The sequence below is a fragment of the Paenibacillus cineris genome, from assembly GCF_018333335.1.
Taxonomy (GTDB): Bacteria; Bacillota; Bacilli; order Paenibacillales; family Paenibacillaceae; genus Paenibacillus_AQ; species Paenibacillus_AQ favisporus.
On the sequence record NZ_BORU01000002.1, the window covers coordinates 472041 to 487649 of the forward strand.

A 15609-nucleotide genomic window follows, 5' to 3' on the forward strand; every position below is an offset into this window, starting at 1 on the left:
TAATCCTGCAGGATTTTAAAATCGAGATCAAGTAAGCTTCACGATGAGAGGGGTTCTGCCGCGACGCAGGGCCTTTTTTCATTGGAGTCGGTAAACGTTTTAGATTATAAAAGATTAATTACGTGAACCACATCGCATTTTATTCCTATTGTACTCATCGGATTAATATTCTATAGTAAGGTCAAAGACCCCAATCTCTTCTTTAAAGGACGGTGAACCCCGATGAAGGAAATTCCGGAACCCTATGTCAAAGCGAATCAGACCGGCATCGTGCTGTTTGTGATCCTGACCGCCGTGTTCAACCAGCCGTACATTTTGCTGGCACTATGGATCATTCAGGTGCTTGGGCTGCTAACAGGAAAAAATGCGTTCGTGCTCCTGGCCAAACCGTTTCTGCGTGTCCAAGGCAAACCGACTCAGGCACTGGAATTGCAGCGGTTCAACAATGTGCTGGCCGTGCTGTTCCTGACACTGTCGCTGCTCTTTTTTGCGCTACAGCTGCCGGTGTTCGGGTATATTTTTGCGGCGATGCTGTTTCTGGCGGCATTTGTAGCGCTGTGCGGTTACTGCATCGGCTGTACGGTGTACTTTCAATACAAGCAGTTTAAGGCGAGAAGACGGATTCATTCATAAACGGGTTTAATATACAGGGAAAGTGGCCGCCCGCCGGTCCGTTCATTTCCATACCATCAGGCGCTCGCAGGAGCGCCTTTTTGCTGCGCCTCTTCTTCATCAGCCGCAGGCAGTCGCCGAGAATAAAATAGGGTAATATATAGAATGAACAACAGAAATGAATCTATAATTAATTCAGATGAGGATCCTATTTTTGAATGGACAAGGAGTGGTGAATGGTGAACCCGGAAAATAAAAGCTTCTTCTATACAGGTACATACGCCCCTGAGGCGGAAAAGGGGATTTTCCTCTGTTCCCTCGACACGGAAACCGGAGAGATGGCCGTCGTGAACGGCCTGCCCGGCATTGCCAATCCCTCGTATCTGACGCTGAACGCGGCGGGGGACCGGCTGTATGCGGTGAGCGAAACGGGAAGCGGCGAAATCTTCGCCTATTCGATCGACAACGAAACCGGCGAGCTGCATCTGCTGGACCGGATGCCGACGGAAGGGGCGGACCCCTGCTATGTCTCCTTGACCCGGGACGGGCAGTTTGCGATGGTGTCCAATTATTCCAGCGGGCATATCAATGTGTTCCGGATCGGCGAAACCGGCGGGCTGGCGGAGATGAGCTCCATCGTCAAGCACAGCGGGCGCAGCATCCGGGACGACCGGCAGGAGGGGCCGCATCCGCACTCGATTTTTCAGGATCCGGAAGGCCGGCTTGTGCTGGTCTGCGACCTGGGGCTGGATGAAATCGTGCTCTACCGCCTGGAAGACGGCAAGCTGGTGACCCATGGGGAAGTAAAAACGACGCCTGGAGCGGGACCGCGGCACTTTGATTTTCATCCGTCCGGCAAGTGGGCGTACGGTATTAACGAGCTCGACAATACGGTAACGGTGTTTGCCTATAACGGGCAGGCCGGGGAATTGAAAGTGCTGCAGAACGTATCTACGCTGCCAGCGGATTTTACCGGGGAGAGCTTCTGCGCCGACATCCATATTTCCCCTTGCGGGCGTTTCCTGTACGGGTCCAACCGGGGAGATGACAGCATCGTCCTGTTCCATATCAACGAGTCGACCGGTGAGCTGACCCCGGTGGATTGGGTGTCGACGGGCGGCGAGTTTCCGCGCAATTTCGCGATCATTTCGGGATACCTTGTAGCGGCAAACCAGAACAAAGGCAATATGCTGTCGTACAAAATCGATTCGGATTCCGGGCGATTGACCCCGACCGGCTTTGCGCTGGAGCTGCCGAAGCCGGTATGCATTCAGCAGTGGGTGAAGGGCGAATAGCAGGCTAATTTCTTAACAACCAAAACCAGGGTTCCATTTTATGGTTCCCCTGGTTTTTTTGTTGTGATACATTGGGGTTAGGCTCCATTGCACATTTCCGATATGACGGAGCGATGAGAGGGGATAGGATGAGGAAGTTCCGATGGCTCGATTACGCGATTGTGTTTGTCCTCGTTTTTGGTCTGGGGATCATCAATATCGTCCCGCCGGCCCATTATGCTGCCGTTGTGGCCAGTCTCGCGGTATCCGCAATGCTGGTCAGTCTGGTGGTCGGCACCGTCACGAACCTGGCGTTCAGGTCCAGAAAGAGAAATTGATTTTTGTGAAAAAAAGGTTTGACAGGTACGTTTCGGCTCACTACAATATACCCATATAACATACTAATCAGGTAGGAATAATTACAAATTGCAGTTCTCACCGTACGGACGGAGGAACCTCTGGAACAGGAGCAGACAGGTCAATTCATGACCGTTTTGTCTGCAGGCTGTGCCGGATTTTCCTCTGTCCTTTTTTGCTTGGCGAACACCGGCCAAACCGAGAATTTCACGATGAATCATGGTCAGGCCGTACATTTTATCACTGGGGAGTGGGTCATATGGTACACGTATGGAGAAGAAAACAAATCGTAAGGCGGGGAGTGAGCGCAGGGCTGGCCCTGCTGCTGGCTGCTGCGCTGGCAGCCTGCGGAAATGGAAGCGGCAGCGGCAGCGGAAGTACGGACAAAGAGGCGGGGGGCACCACCGAAGGGAAAAGCACGGAGGCGCAGGCGGACAGCTCGGCCAAACCGGTTGAACTGCTGAACGTCTCCTACGACCCGACACGGGAGCTGTACGAGAACTACAACAAGGCGTTTGCGGCCTATTGGGAAAAAGAAAAGGGCCAGAAGGTCACAATTAAGCAGTCGCATGGGGGCTCGGGGGCGCAAAGCCGTTCCGTTATCGACGGACTCGAAGCGGATGTAGTCACGTTGGCACTCGGCTATGACATCGATGCGATTCAGAAGAAAGGTCTGATCAACGAAGGCTGGGAAAGCAAATTTGAGCACAACAGCACGCCGTACAGCTCGACGATCGTGTTTCTGGTAAAAAAGGGAAACCCGAAGAACATCAAGGATTGGGGCGATCTGATCAAAGGCGACGTGGAGGTCATCACGCCGAATCCGAAGACATCGGGCGGCGCCCGCTGGAATTACCTGGCGGCGTGGGGCTACGCCTTGAAGCAAAACAATAACGACGAGGCCAAAGCGCAGGAGTTCGTCAAGGAACTGTTCAAGCACGTACCCGTGCTCGACACCGGCGCCCGCGGAGCGACGACAACCTTCGTAGAGCGCGGCATCGGCGACGTGCTGCTTGCCTGGGAGAACGAGGCCATGCTGTCGGTCAAGGAGCTGGGTCCGGACAAATTCGACATCGTCTATCCGTCGGTCAGCATCCTTGCCGAACCGCCGGTCGCCGTCGTTGACAAAGTCGTGGATAAGCGCGGAACCCGCGAGGTAGCCGAAGCTTACCTGAAGTACCTGTACTCGGAGGAAGGCCAAACGATCGCCGCGGAAAACTTCTACCGGCCGACACTGGATAGCGTCAAGGAGAAGTTCAAGGACAAATTCCACGACATCAATCTGTTTACGCTGCAGGATGTGTTCGGAACATGGGATGAGACGCAGCAGAAGCATTTTAGCGACGGAGGCATTTTCGATCAAATTTATACGCCTGGCAGCTGATCGGCGCACACAAGGCCGAAGGCAGGAAAGGATGAACGGTCATGAGTCAAGTGAATGCAGCCCGGCGGAGGGTGCTGCCGGGTTTTGGGCTGACGCTGGGATACAGCGTGCTGTATTTGAGCTTGGTGGTGCTGATCCCGCTGTCGGCGCTCCTCCTAAATTCCACAGGGCTGAGCTGGGACAAATTTTGGCATGTGGCTACCGACCCGCGGGTGCTGGCCTCTTACAAGATCAGCTTTTTGACCTCGGCGGCGGCCGCCCTGATCGACTCGATCCTGGGGCTGCTGATCGCTTGGGTGCTGGTGCGTTACGAGTTTCCCGGTAAAAGGCTGTTTGACGCGCTGATCGACCTGCCCTTTGCGCTTCCGACCGCGGTAGCGGGGGTCGCCCTGACTGCGCTCTACTCGCAAAACGGCTGGATCGGCTCGCTGCTGGAGCCGCTGGGCATCAAGGTGGCCTTTACGCAGCTGGGCATTACGATCGCGCTGATGTTCATCGGCATTCCGTTCGTTGTGCGGACCGTGCAGCCCGTGCTGCAGGACGCGGAGCGGGACGCTGAAGAAGCGGCCGCCACGCTCGGGGCGAAGCGATTCCGGACGTTTCGGACCATCATTTTGCCGGAGCTGATTCCGCCGCTCCTGACGGGCTTTGCCCTGGCGTTTGCACGCGGCATCGGGGAATACGGCTCGGTCGTATTCATTTCCGGCAATATGCCGATGAAAACGGAGATCGCCCCGCTGCTCATCATGTCAAAGCTGGAGCAGTACGATTATGCCGGCGCCGCCGCCGTAGCGATCCTGCTGCTGCTGATCTCGTTTCTGCTGCTGCTCGTCATCAATTCGCTGCAGCGGTGGACACGGCGCTCGGTGCGTTAATACCCCGCCCGGTTTTAACCCGGCCTGAACTATACCCTATGCTCAAGTGTCACTAAGAAAAGGAGGGCTTCCCTATGGCAGGTACCGTGCCCATGACTTCCGTCCAAACGAATGCCCAGGCTTCGCCGGCCACGGCGGAAGCGGCCTGGGTGAAATGGCTGCTAATCGCGGCGGCCGGGCTGGCGATGCTCTGGCTGATCGTGCTGCCGCTGCTCATCGTCCTCACCGAGGCGCTCAAGAAGGGATGGGATGTGTACGTCGCAGCTCTCGCCGATCCAGATGCGCTGTCCGCCCTGAAACTGACGCTCATCGTTGCGCTGGTGACCGTTCCGCTGAACACGGTGTTCGGCATCGCCGCGGCCTGGGCCATTACTAAATTCAAGTTTCGCGGCAAAGGGGCACTGATCACGCTGATCGACCTGCCCTTTGCGGTGTCGCCCGTCATCGGAGGGCTGATCTTCGTGCTCGTGTTCGGGGCGAACGGCTGGTTCGGCCCCTGGCTGAGCGACCACGATATCAAAATCATCTATGCCGTGCCGGGCATCATCCTGGCAACGCTGTTCGTGACCTTTCCCTTCGTGGCGAGGGAATTAATCCCGCTGATGGAGGACCAGGGCACCCAAGAGGAGGAGGCGGCCGTAACGCTGGGCGCACGCGGTTGGCATGTATTTACCCGGGTGACCCTGCCGAATATCAAATGGGGCCTCCTGTACGGGATGATCCTGTGCAACGCCCGCGCTATGGGGGAATTCGGGGCGGTGTCGGTCGTCTCCGGGCATATCCGCGGACAGACGAATACGCTGCCGCTGCATGTTGAAATTTTGTATAACGAATACCAATTCTCGGCGTCGTTTGCGGTGGCGTCGCTGCTCCTGCTGCTGGCGCTGGTCACTCTTCTTTTTAAAAGTTGGCTGTCGTGGAAAAATGCTCATTGACAGCGATTTTACCCGCGTGATAATGTTAAACCATACTAATTTGGTTGGAAAAGAAGGATTATTATTACATTCATCCCCAATGGCTCATATTCCTTAAAATCCAGGAACTAAAGGAGGCGTCAATTGTGGCAAAACCTCTTATCGTTGATGAAGTATGGAAGGAACGTATTGCGAGTCAGCTGAACGATATGGAATTCGGTTCGCTTCACATCGTTGTGCATGAGGGACAGATCGTGCAGATGGAGCGGACGGAACGCAAACGGTTCGAGAACACGCCGGGCAGCTCCGTGAAGGCGGCAGCAAGAGCCGAGCGGAGGACCGGAAGAGAGTCCGGGCTGCGCTAGCCGCGGACGCCCCCGTCAGCATGACGAACGGACAATAAATAACCCCGCTGAATGCCTTGCTTTCCATCGTGGAAGGGGGCAGGACAGCGGGGTTATTTTTTAAGAGATCAAAAAAGTATAAGTTTCGGAGCTTCTGCTTCCTGATCTCGCAAGAAAAACTTCCAACGGAAGAAGCGCCAACTCTATTCCACAAGTGGAACGAGGGGGAAGGGCCGCAGGACGCAGGCTGTGGAGACTCAGCGATCCTTCGGATTCTCCTCGTTGTCTTGGGTTACTTCGCGGTGGCCGGCATAGGGCCGGTTCCGGCGGCTGGGCTTGGGGTTCAGGTTAAAGCCGAACAGGAACAGCACCACCTGGACGGCCAGTATGTAAGGTGCCGCGGTCAAACCGAGCAGATGCAGAAGCGCCACCGCGGCGATGATCAAGGCGAGCAGCCGGTACAGAATGCCCGGCGTATCCCTTCGGGTATCCATGATGACCCAGTACAGGAAGAGCGTGGCCGCGAGGCATGAAATGAGCCGCGTCCACAGCTCAAGGCTTGTCCACGACAAGGCGGCGGCGCCGCTGTCCTGAAAGCCGTTATACAGCTGGATGAACCAATACAGGGTGAGGACCAGAGCGGCGAAAGGAACCGCCGGACGGATCATTCTCCAGAAGCTGGTGCCCCAGCCGGGATTGTCTATTTTGCGGATCAGCACCGATTGTTCATGAATCCGCCGGTGGATTTCCCGGTCCAGCATTTTCTGCAGCATCAGGAGCCGGGAGAAATCCCGTTCGCGTATGTAAGCATCGATCATGTCCAGCAGCTCCGGAGTCATCAGCGGGGCCGCCTTGCATTCCTGGAGCAGCTGGACAAGCTGGTCCGGCTCCTGGGCGCCGACATGGGCGGCTTCCACTTCTTCGCCAAGGACGCCCTGCGCCCGGCTGTACAGGGCAAGGGTGCGCTGCAGCAGCTCCAGCCGCGCGGCGGCCTCGGCCCTCAAGGAACGGGATGTGCGGATGTACAGCCAGAGGAAGACGATGACCGCGAGCCCAGCTACGATCAAATTCGACTCCGTTCCGGTCAGCCGGTCAAGGCCGGCCTGTAGAGCAAGGGACAACAGCGCCACCTCCCTTCATTCATTATTATTTTATCAAGATCAGGAATTTCAAAGGTGAAGCTGAATGATTCAATGATCGCAAGAAAAACTTCCGCTAAATGTGGTCTGTCTCCTGTGAATTTGCATCAACAGCTGTTTTTCTTTAGATCATGGAATTTCAAACTTTAGGCGAAGCAAGAAAAATTCAATGATCGCAAGAAAAACCTCCGCTAAACGTGGTCTGTCTCCTTTGAAAATACATCAACAGCCGTTTTTCTTAACTATTGCATAACCTTTCCGGGATTTCAACAGGTTAACCTGCGCTACTCGAGGTTTGCGGATAATATATGGGGCAGCTCATCGAGCTCCCGCAGCAGGTCCTGCAGCGTCCCGTTATGCTTGGCCCTGGCCTTGATGTTCAGGTGATACAGGCTGCTGTCGCCCGGGTCTTGTTCTAGCTGGTAGGAGGTCACTGCGATTTTACGCGCCGACAGGCGCTCTAGAATCGGCTTCACGGACTCCTTGTCGTCCAGCTCAAATGAAATGCTGAGCGCTTTGCCGGTTTTGAATATGCTCAGCAGCTCCAGGCCGATCATGACGAGAATCGTGGCGCTGATCCCGGCGGCATACATGCCCGAGCCGATGGTCAGGCCGATGCCGGATGTAGCCCACACGCCGGCCGCGGTCGTCAGGCCGCGCACGCTTTTCCGCTCGATAATGATCATGCCAGCACCTAAAAAGCCGATGCCGCTGACGGCTTGGGCGGCGACCCGGCTCGGGTCGAGCGCCACGTGGTCGTGGTCCATAATGTCGAAGAAACCGTACTTGGATACCAGCATAATTAATGCGCTACCAACCGCAACGAGAAAGTGGGTGCGCAGCCCCGCCTCCTTGGCCCTCAGCTCCCGCTCAAGGCCGATTACGGCTCCAAGCAGGCCGGCCACGGCCAGCCGGACGATAAATTCACCAATCATGTGACAACAGCTCCTCTCCATGCTACAAATGTTTTTGCAACCATCCACCGTCCCTAAAGTACTGCTCCCAGGTAACATTACCCATTCCGCCCGCCGATGCCAATCGGGATTTTCAGCCCCGCCCTGAATTGGGTAAGTATTGAGCAAACGATGAGACACGGGAGGCGGAGGTTATGGATTATGGCATGATCACCATAAAATTAATTACGGGATTCATCGGCTTGTGGCTGATGACCCGGATTCTCGGGAAAAAGGAAATTTCCCAGCTGACCCCCTTCGACTTCGTCTCCTCGCTTATGCTGAGCGAGCTGGTGGGGAATACGGTATACCAGAAGGACGTCCACTATGGCCAGCTCCTGTTCGGACTGGCGGTTTGGTTCATCCTATCGTATTTATTTGAAAAAGTCACCCAGTATGCACGCCGAACCAGGGGGCCTTTGGAGGGTACGCCTTCCATATTAATACACAACGGGAAAGTGGATATGCGGGAAATGAAAAAGAACCGGCTGGATTTTGAGCAGCTGCGCATGATGCTGCGTCAAAAGGATATTTTTTCCCTGCGCGAGGTTGCTTATGCCATCTTTGAAACGAACGGCTCGCTCAGCGTTCTGAAGAACGCGGATTTTGAGGCGGTCCAAAAACAGGATCTGGATCTGGATACGGATCCATCCGGCCTGACCTATAATCTGCTGGAGGATGGGGATTATAACGACGACAAATTGCAGCAGATCGGCAGAGACCGGAATTGGCTGGCGGCCATGCTGAAGGAAAAAGGCTTCAGCGATCCCGGCAAGCTGGCCTATGTCGAATGGGAGGAAGGGAAAGGATTATACATTTTGCAGCATAACCGGGAAGGGCAGACGGAGAGCGGACGGCTGCAAAAAGCGGAAGGATAGCATGCGGAAGACAGGTCATGTAGAATAATAACAGGCATAACAGTGAAGGAGACAATAACCTATGGAAACGATCAATGCAATGCATATTACGATATTTGGAGCCAGTGGACAGGTCGGAAAAGCCATCGTTCGTGAGGCGCTGAAGCGCGGGCACGGAGTCACGGCCGTCGTGCGGGATCCCGCCAAGCTGACCGAGGAGCATGAACGGCTGAACGTGGTGACCGGAAACATTCTTGACCCTGCATCGGTGGCCAGCGTATGCGAGGGGCAGGACGCGGTCATCAGCGCGTACGGTCCGACATTTGGCGAAGAGCAGGAGCTGCTGGAAGCCGCGCGTTCGCTCGTCGAGGGCGTACAGCGTGCCGGCGTGAAGCGGCTGCTCATCGTCGGCGGGGCGGGCAGCCTGAAGACCGGACCGGACACGCTGCTGATGGATACGCCGGAATTTCCGCAGGAGCTGGTGCCGCTGGCCAGGGCGCATGCGGATGCGTACGATATTTACAGACTGTCTGACCTGGATTACAGCTACCTCAGCCCGGCGGCGGTGCTGGAAACCGGACGTCGCACCGGGAACTTCCGGATCGGCATGGACATGCTCATCACCGATGAGATGGGCAGCAGCCGGATCTCGGTCGAAGATCTGGCCGCGGCCCTGATCGACGAAATGGAAGACCCGTATTTCGTCCGCACCCGGTTTACGGTAGCTTACTAGGTTAGCGACGGTTCTCCGCGGACGGGCTGCTTCTATATTAAGCATCCGGGCGGAGGCTGCCTTAGAATTGAACAATACGAGGGTCCCTTTAAAACAGCTGGATGACATCGAAGACAACCCCACATCTGTGGGGTTGTTTCATATAAGGAGGAGACGGCAGATGTATATCGTGACATTCGACGAAATGAGAGAGCTGGATCGCCGAACGATCGAGGAGGTCGGCATCCCGGCGGTTGCGCTGATGGAAAACGCCGGCAGAGCCATCGCGGAGGAGGTGATCCGGTGGTGCCGGGAGCGCCGTGATGCAAGCGGCGGCAGCCGGAAAGGCGCCGAGTCCAATAATGGAAGCCCGGGCGATCTTGTGCCGGCGGTGCAAGGAGATGCCGCGCTCCGGCTGGAGGAACCGGAGCGGGAGCATTGGCTCGTCCTTGCCGGCAAGGGCAACAACGGCGGGGACGGCCTGGTCGCGGCGCGGTACTTGCGTGAAGCGGGCATGCGCGTCACGATCGTTTACGCCGCAGAGCCCGGCAGTCTCACCGGCGAGGCGGCGCTGCAGCGGGACGCGGCCCGCGCATTGGGCATCCCGTTGCTCGTCCACGGCCGGGACGACGTGGACTTCACCGCCTGCACGGGCATCGTGGATGCCCTGCTCGGCACCGGCAGCCGCGGTGCGCCGCGCGGCGCCTACGCCGAGCTGATTGCCGCGGCGAACGGCAGCGGCAGGGACATCGTGTCGGCGGACATCCCGAGCGGGCTGGACGCCGACACGGGGGCCGTGCACGATCCCTGCATCCGTGCACGGCGGACCGTATGCCTCGCGTTCCTGAAGCGAGGCCTGGCGCAGTTCCCCGGCGCGGAAGCCGCCGGGGAGATCGTGGTGCGCGCCATCGGCATCCCCGCGCTGCTGTGCGCGCAGCAGAACGTCAGCACGTTCCTGCTGACGGAGGAGGTGCTGCGCACGCAGCTTGGGGTCGATACGGCGCGCCGCCGCTCGCCGGACGGCCATAAAGGCACGTACGGCCACGTGCTTGTAGCGGCGGGCAGCCTGCCGATGAGCGGCGCGGGCCTGCTCTGCTCGCGGGCGGCCCTGCGCGCCGGCAGCGGCCTCGTCACCTGGGCGCTGCCCGGTCCGCTGCTGCCGCATATGGCGGGCGCCGCGCCGGAGGTCATGCTCGCCTCGGCGACCGCCGCCGACTGGCACGAGGCCTCCGCCGCCCGCGTGCTCGAGCTGCTGGCTGGGCGCGATGTGCTCGCCGTCGGCCCCGGGCTGGGGCGCTTCGAGGGCGACGGACGCTGGCTGCGCACGCTCTGGGAGGAGGCGGCATGCCCGATGGTCGTCGACGCCGACGCGCTCAACATGCTGGCCGCCAGCGACGACCCGGACGCGTGGAAGCCGCGCCAGGCGGACACGGTGCTGACACCCCATCCCGGCGAAATGGCGCGGCTGGCCGGCTTGTCCACCGCCGAGGTGCAGCGTGACCGGATTCGCCTGGCGTCCGAATACGCCAAGGCGCACCGGGTGACGCTGGTGCTCAAGGGCGCACGGACGGTCATCGCCACGCCGGACGGCGATGCGTTCGTGAACGCGACCGGCAGCCCGGGCATGGCGACCGGGGGCGCCGGCGACGTGCTGACCGGCATCATCGCCGGGCTGCTGGCCCAGGGCGCAAGCGGTCCGCAGGCGGCCGCGTTCGGCGTGTACCTGCACGGACTGGCCGGCGAAGCGGCGGCTCGGCGCCGCGCCCATCCGGCATCCCTCGTGGCGGGCGATATCATCGAAGCGCTGTAGCCGGCCGGAGCCGCAAAAGCAGCCGCTACAGAAAGCCCCAGCAGAGCAGGGGAACCAGCAGGGCGAAAATCAGCGTGATGAGCGAATCGCGCACAAACAGCTTTTTCCCGATGTAAAACAGCAGCACCGTACACATGCCCGCCACTGTGGAGGCGATATGGTCCGTTCCTGCGGCGTCATGTACATACAGCGCATAGAAGCACAAAAAACCGGCCGCCGCGTAGATCGAGATTTGTTTGTCCCTGGACAGGGGAGGCAGCACGTACAGCACAAAATCCGCCAGAATGGAGGCGGTCATCGCATAACCGTAGACCCAGTAGGACAAGGGAATGGGCAGATCGGTGTCCGATGCCAGAGGAAGCTGATCCTGAAGGGGCAGCATGCCGGAGAGTATCACCAGCAGGAGCAGGGTTAAGCCGGCCGATGCGAGCTTGTTCAGGGCGTACAGCCCCGATTTGAGCCTGGATGAGATAAAGGGGGAGCGGTCTGAATTCATCAAGTTTCTCTCCTTGTGATTCCATAGTACGTAGTACAGCATAATCGGATGCCGGAGCAAAGGTGACTGGGAATGTCACCTGCAGGCGGCAGAGGTTTTTAGCAGTGCAGGTTTGGAGTTCCGCTGCTGAAAAAAGTAAAAATTAGCGTGAATATGATCAAAATACCGTCAAAGCTGCTGACGGTATTTTTTTTATAATATCAAGTATAAAATCCAGAGCCATTGCTTCCTGAGATTGCAAGAAAAACTTCCGCTAAACGCGGTCTGTCTTCTTTGAAGGCACGTCGATAGACGTTTTTCTTTTAATCAAATCAGGTTTTAAGGAATGCAGAAGAAACGGGGTGTGGAGCTTGGAACAACGAATGGAAACGGCCGCGGCAGCGCCGCCGGGCATAGGGAAACGCACCCGGAAGAGCGGCTCCCTCCAGCGGGGCGAAACGCTGTGGGGAATGCTGTTCGTCAGCCCGATGCTGCTCGGGGTATTCATCCTTGTGCTGTTGCCGATCGTCGCAACAATGGTGCTCGGATTCGCCGACTGGAACTTTGTGCAGGGGTGGAACGGCATCCGCTGGGTCGGGTTTGATAATTTTCGAAATTTGCTTCATGATGACATGTTTATTAAATCGGTCCGCAATAATGTCATCTTTCTGCTGACCGTGCCGGTGTACATGCTCATTTCGATGGTGCTCGCCATCCTGATCGACCGGTTCGTATACATGAAGAGCTACTTCAAAGTCGCTTACTTCATGCCCTATATCTCGAGCGTCGTCGCGGTCGCCGTCGTCTGGCAGGTGCTGTTTCAGCCCTCCTACGGCCCGATCAACGAATTGCTCAAATCGATTGGGGTGGAGCATCCGCCAAAATGGATTGCCGATCCGCATTTTGCGCTGCTGTCGATCATGATGATTTCGGTCTGGATCTCCATCGGCTTCAACATGATCATTTATATCGCCGGGCTGCAGTCAATCCCGCGCGACCTGTACGAGGCGGCTGACATCGACGGCGCGAACGGTTGGACAAAATTCACCCGGATTACGGTGCCGCTGCTGTCGCCGACGTCCTTTTTCCTGATGGTAACGGGCATCATTTCGACGTTCAAAGTGTTCGATATCATTGCGGTGATGACACAGGGAGGCCCGGTGGGCTCTACGACGATGATGGTTTGGTACCTGTACGACACGGCATTCGTCAATTTGAAGGTGGGCTATGCTTCGGCGATCGCCGCCGTTCTGTTCGCCTTTGTTATGCTGATTACCCTTGGACAGTGGTCCGCCCAGAAGAAATGGGTCAATTACTAAGCGAAAGGAGCTGAGCGGAAAATGACGACACGTACCGGGCCCGACTGGCGCAGGCTGGTCATCACCGCGGTCATGCTGGCGGTCAGCATCCTGTTTCTGATGCCGTTCATCTGGATGCTGGTCACTTCCTTCAAGATCGAAAAGGACGTCTTCGTCTACCCGATCCAGTGGATCCCAAGGAAATGGAACGCGGTGGCGAATTATAAAGAAGTATGGTTCGGCGATTACCCTTTTTATCTCTATTACTGGAACTCGATCAAAGTAAGCGTGCTGACGACGCTGATCTCCTGCACGGCGTCGGCCCTGGCCGCCTACGGCTTCTCCAAAATCCAGTTTGCCGCAGGGCGCTGGCTGTTCATGATCGTGCTGGTCACCTACATGATTCCGGGGCAGGCGATCCTGATTCCGCAGTTTATTTTATACCGCAACATCGGCTTGTTCGACAGCCATTTCGGTCTGATCATTCTGGGCAGCTTCAGCGTGCTGGGCACGTTCATGCTTCGTCAATTCTTTATGGGCATTCATCAGGAATTCATCGAGTCGGCGAAAATCGATGGCGCGGGCCATCCCCGCATCTTCTCCTCGATCGCGCTGCCGCTCGTAAAGCCGGCGGTGGCGACCTACGCCATTCTGCGTTTTATCTGGACATGGAACGATTATCAGAATCCGCTGATCTTTCTGCGGAGCGACCGGCTGTTTACGATTCCGCTGGCGATGCAGAAGTTTACGTCTTTAAGCGGGGAGTTCTACTCGCTGATTATGGCCGCGGCGGTATCCGCCATTTTCCCGCTATTGCTGATTTTTATCATTGGGCAAAAAAACGTCATCGCAGGTATCGCCCTCGGTGGAGTCAAGGGCTAGCATCCGTCAAAATAGCAGGATCAACGGTCAATTTAACGTCATGAGCCGGGGGAACGGCCCCGGTATAATCAAAGCGTCAGATACGGGAAAACGCAGCGGGCAAGCGGTGGGCATACGGAGGAGGTATACGGAGCACACCGAGGCATGCGGAGGCACACGGACGCAGGCGGATAAGCGGGCAAATGGCCCGATGCCGGTGTCCTGTTAGCTGTATGGCAGTTGGCGGTAGAAGCATTTTCACGGCAAGCATAATCCAAGGGAGGTTATTGAGGGATGAAGAGAAAAAGATGGCTTACCGGCGCGGCAGCCGGCATGCTGCTGATCAGTTTGCTGTCAGGCTGCGGGGGAAGCAGCGGCGGCGGGGATAGCGAAGGGGCGGCGTCCGGCTCCGGCGGATCAAGCGGCGGCCAGGACAAGGTCAACCTGAGATTATACACCTATGGAACCGAGGAAGCTTACAATTGGAGCAAGACGCTCAAGGCCTACGAAGACGCCAACCCCGGCGTCACGATCGAGCTGGTGCAGCTCAGTGAAAAAGGCGATACGCAGGAGGCTTCCAAGAAGCTGGACCTGGAGGCGGCGTCCTCCGCACAGATGGACATCTTGATGTTCAGCGATCCGGCCGGATACGCTCAGCGCGTAGCTTTGGGCATGGCGGAACCGCTGGACGACTACATTGCCAAGGACGGTTATAAGGAAGAGACGGATTATAAAGTCGATACCCGCCTGAACGGCAAGGTGTATGCGCTTCCGGGCAAGTTCAACCCGTGGTATGTGCTGTTGAACAAGGACCATTTGGATGAAGCGGGCTTGAGCGTGCCGACAGATTGGACGTGGGACCAGTTTGCCGATTATGCGAAAAAGCTCACCAAGGGCGAAGGCGCAAGCAAGCGCTACGGCACGTACTTCCATGGCCCGCAGGGCGGGGGCTGGCTGGAATTCCTGAAGCTGAAAATGGAGAATCAGCCGGAAAACTCCGACTTTCTCAAGGCCGACGGCTCCTCGAATCTGGATGATCCCAATTTCCGGGCGACGCTGGAACTGCGGCTGAAAATGGAAAAAGAGGACCAGTCCTCCGTTCCGTATACCGATATGATTTCGCAGAAGCTCAATTACCGGACGCAGTTTTTTAACCAATCGGCGAGCATGATCGTGATCGGCAGCTGGATGAATACCGAAATCGGCGGGACGGATAAGGTACCGCTGGAGTTTAACGTCGCCGTGGCGCCGTTCCCGAAAAACAAAGAGGGCGATCCCACGGGCATCACCCCGGTCACGACCGATTATGTCGCTGTCGCCGCAAAGTCCAAGCATAAGGAAGAAGCCTACAAGTTTGTGCGCTGGTACACGACCGAAGGGCAGACGGTCCAAGGTAAAAATATTCCGGCCTGGAGTCAGGTGAAGAGCGACCAGGTGGAGCAGATCATCGATACGATCCTCGCCGGCACGAAAACCCCGGAGAAGGTCGACAAGAAGTCATTGGTCGACACGCTGGTCGCCTCGAAGGCATCGGCGATCGTACCGCCGGCGTCCTACCAGGCCGAAGTGTTCAAAGCGGTCAACGAGGAATACGAGAAGCTGATCCTCGGCAACCAGGATATCGATGCAACGGTGAAAAACTCGCAGGAGCGCGTGAACAAAATCATCGAATCCAACCAAAAATAATTTTGGTATAATATGATCCAAAAACGGGGGACGGCGATTTCGTCCCTTTTTTGTACCC

General features: G+C 57.0%; 16 protein-coding genes. 13 read left to right on the plus strand and 3 right to left on the minus strand.

Annotated features, from left to right (window positions below):
* Positions 1 to 222 precede the first annotated feature (222 nt).
* The 7 genes from KI379_RS22955 to KI379_RS22985 all read left to right on the plus strand — a co-directional run bounded on the left by KI379_RS22955 (position 223) and on the right by KI379_RS22985 (position 5781).
* Positions 223 to 633 carry a DUF4395 domain-containing protein gene (locus KI379_RS22955; RefSeq protein ID WP_076172803.1) on the plus strand — a complete coding sequence of 137 codons (411 nt, stop codon included), beginning with the start codon at positions 223 to 225 and terminating at the stop codon, positions 631 to 633.
* Between the two features lie 215 nt (positions 634 to 848).
* A complete protein-coding gene (locus KI379_RS22960) occupies positions 849 to 1907 on the plus strand; it encodes a lactonase family protein (protein ID WP_306433700.1) in 1059 nt (352 codons plus the stop codon).
* 128 nt (positions 1908 to 2035) lie between these two features.
* Entirely contained in the window at positions 2036 to 2224 is a 189-nt protein-coding gene (locus KI379_RS22965; RefSeq protein ID WP_076172805.1) for a hypothetical protein, read from the plus strand.
* Positions 2225 to 2502: 278 nt separating this feature from the next.
* Positions 2503 to 3627, plus strand: coding sequence for a sulfate ABC transporter substrate-binding protein (locus tag KI379_RS22970; RefSeq protein ID WP_089549137.1), 1125 nt, complete (start codon positions 2503 to 2505; stop codon positions 3625 to 3627).
* A 41-nt stretch (positions 3628 to 3668) separates the two neighbouring features.
* Positions 3669 to 4502 carry a sulfate ABC transporter permease subunit CysT gene (gene cysT, locus KI379_RS22975; RefSeq protein ID WP_076172807.1) on the plus strand — a complete coding sequence of 278 codons (834 nt, stop codon included), beginning with the start codon at positions 3669 to 3671 and terminating at the stop codon, positions 4500 to 4502.
* Between the two features lie 74 nt (positions 4503 to 4576).
* Complete coding sequence (gene cysW / locus KI379_RS22980) at positions 4577 to 5437, plus strand: sulfate ABC transporter permease subunit CysW (RefSeq protein WP_212985003.1); 861 nt, start codon at positions 4577 to 4579, stop codon at positions 5435 to 5437.
* Positions 5438 to 5562: 125 nt separating this feature from the next.
* The gene (locus KI379_RS22985) at positions 5563 to 5781 is read left to right on the plus strand and encodes a YezD family protein (protein ID WP_076172809.1); all 219 of its coding nucleotides are present in this window, start codon (positions 5563 to 5565) and stop codon (positions 5779 to 5781) included.
* Positions 5782 to 6017: 236 nt separating this feature from the next.
* Here KI379_RS22985 and KI379_RS22990 read toward each other — a convergent pair whose 3' ends face one another.
* Both KI379_RS22990 and KI379_RS22995 read right to left on the minus strand, forming a co-directional pair.
* A complete protein-coding gene (locus KI379_RS22990; protein WP_076172810.1) occupies positions 6018 to 6881 on the minus strand; it encodes a hypothetical protein in 864 nt (287 codons plus the stop codon).
* Positions 6882 to 7183: 302 nt separating this feature from the next.
* Positions 7184 to 7834 (minus strand): MgtC/SapB family protein, encoded by a 651-nt coding sequence (locus KI379_RS22995; RefSeq protein ID WP_076172811.1) that lies wholly within the window; start codon positions 7832 to 7834, stop codon positions 7184 to 7186.
* 173 nt (positions 7835 to 8007) lie between these two features.
* On the opposite strand from KI379_RS22995, the gene KI379_RS23000 reads away from it, so the two are divergent.
* The 3 genes from KI379_RS23000 to KI379_RS23010 all read left to right on the plus strand — a co-directional run bounded on the left by KI379_RS23000 (position 8008) and on the right by KI379_RS23010 (position 11231).
* On the plus strand, positions 8008 to 8730 hold the full coding sequence (locus KI379_RS23000) for a DUF421 domain-containing protein (RefSeq protein WP_089549134.1): 723 nt from the start codon (positions 8008 to 8010) through the stop codon (positions 8728 to 8730).
* Between the two features lie 79 nt (positions 8731 to 8809).
* Positions 8810 to 9442 (plus strand): NAD(P)-dependent oxidoreductase, encoded by a 633-nt coding sequence (locus tag KI379_RS23005; RefSeq protein WP_145139295.1) that lies wholly within the window; start codon positions 8810 to 8812, stop codon positions 9440 to 9442.
* Between the two features lie 160 nt (positions 9443 to 9602).
* Complete coding sequence (locus KI379_RS23010) at positions 9603 to 11231, plus strand: NAD(P)H-hydrate dehydratase (RefSeq protein WP_212985004.1); 1629 nt, start codon at positions 9603 to 9605, stop codon at positions 11229 to 11231.
* A gap of 25 nt (positions 11232 to 11256) precedes the next feature.
* Here KI379_RS23010 and KI379_RS23015 read toward each other — a convergent pair whose 3' ends face one another.
* A complete protein-coding gene (locus KI379_RS23015; protein ID WP_212985005.1) occupies positions 11257 to 11727 on the minus strand; it encodes a hypothetical protein in 471 nt (156 codons plus the stop codon).
* Positions 11728 to 12089: 362 nt separating this feature from the next.
* On the opposite strand from KI379_RS23015, the gene KI379_RS23020 reads away from it, so the two are divergent.
* The 3 genes from KI379_RS23020 to KI379_RS23030 all read left to right on the plus strand — a co-directional run bounded on the left by KI379_RS23020 (position 12090) and on the right by KI379_RS23030 (position 15551).
* Positions 12090 to 13025: a carbohydrate ABC transporter permease gene (locus tag KI379_RS23020; protein WP_212985158.1), complete on the plus strand. Its 936-nt coding sequence runs from the start codon at positions 12090 to 12092 to the stop codon at positions 13023 to 13025.
* 21 nt (positions 13026 to 13046) lie between these two features.
* Positions 13047 to 13886: a carbohydrate ABC transporter permease gene (locus KI379_RS23025; protein WP_089549131.1), complete on the plus strand. Its 840-nt coding sequence runs from the start codon at positions 13047 to 13049 to the stop codon at positions 13884 to 13886.
* 273 nt (positions 13887 to 14159) lie between these two features.
* Positions 14160 to 15551 carry an ABC transporter substrate-binding protein gene (locus KI379_RS23030; RefSeq protein ID WP_076172816.1) on the plus strand — a complete coding sequence of 464 codons (1392 nt, stop codon included), beginning with the start codon at positions 14160 to 14162 and terminating at the stop codon, positions 15549 to 15551.
* Positions 15552 to 15609 lie beyond the last annotated feature (58 nt).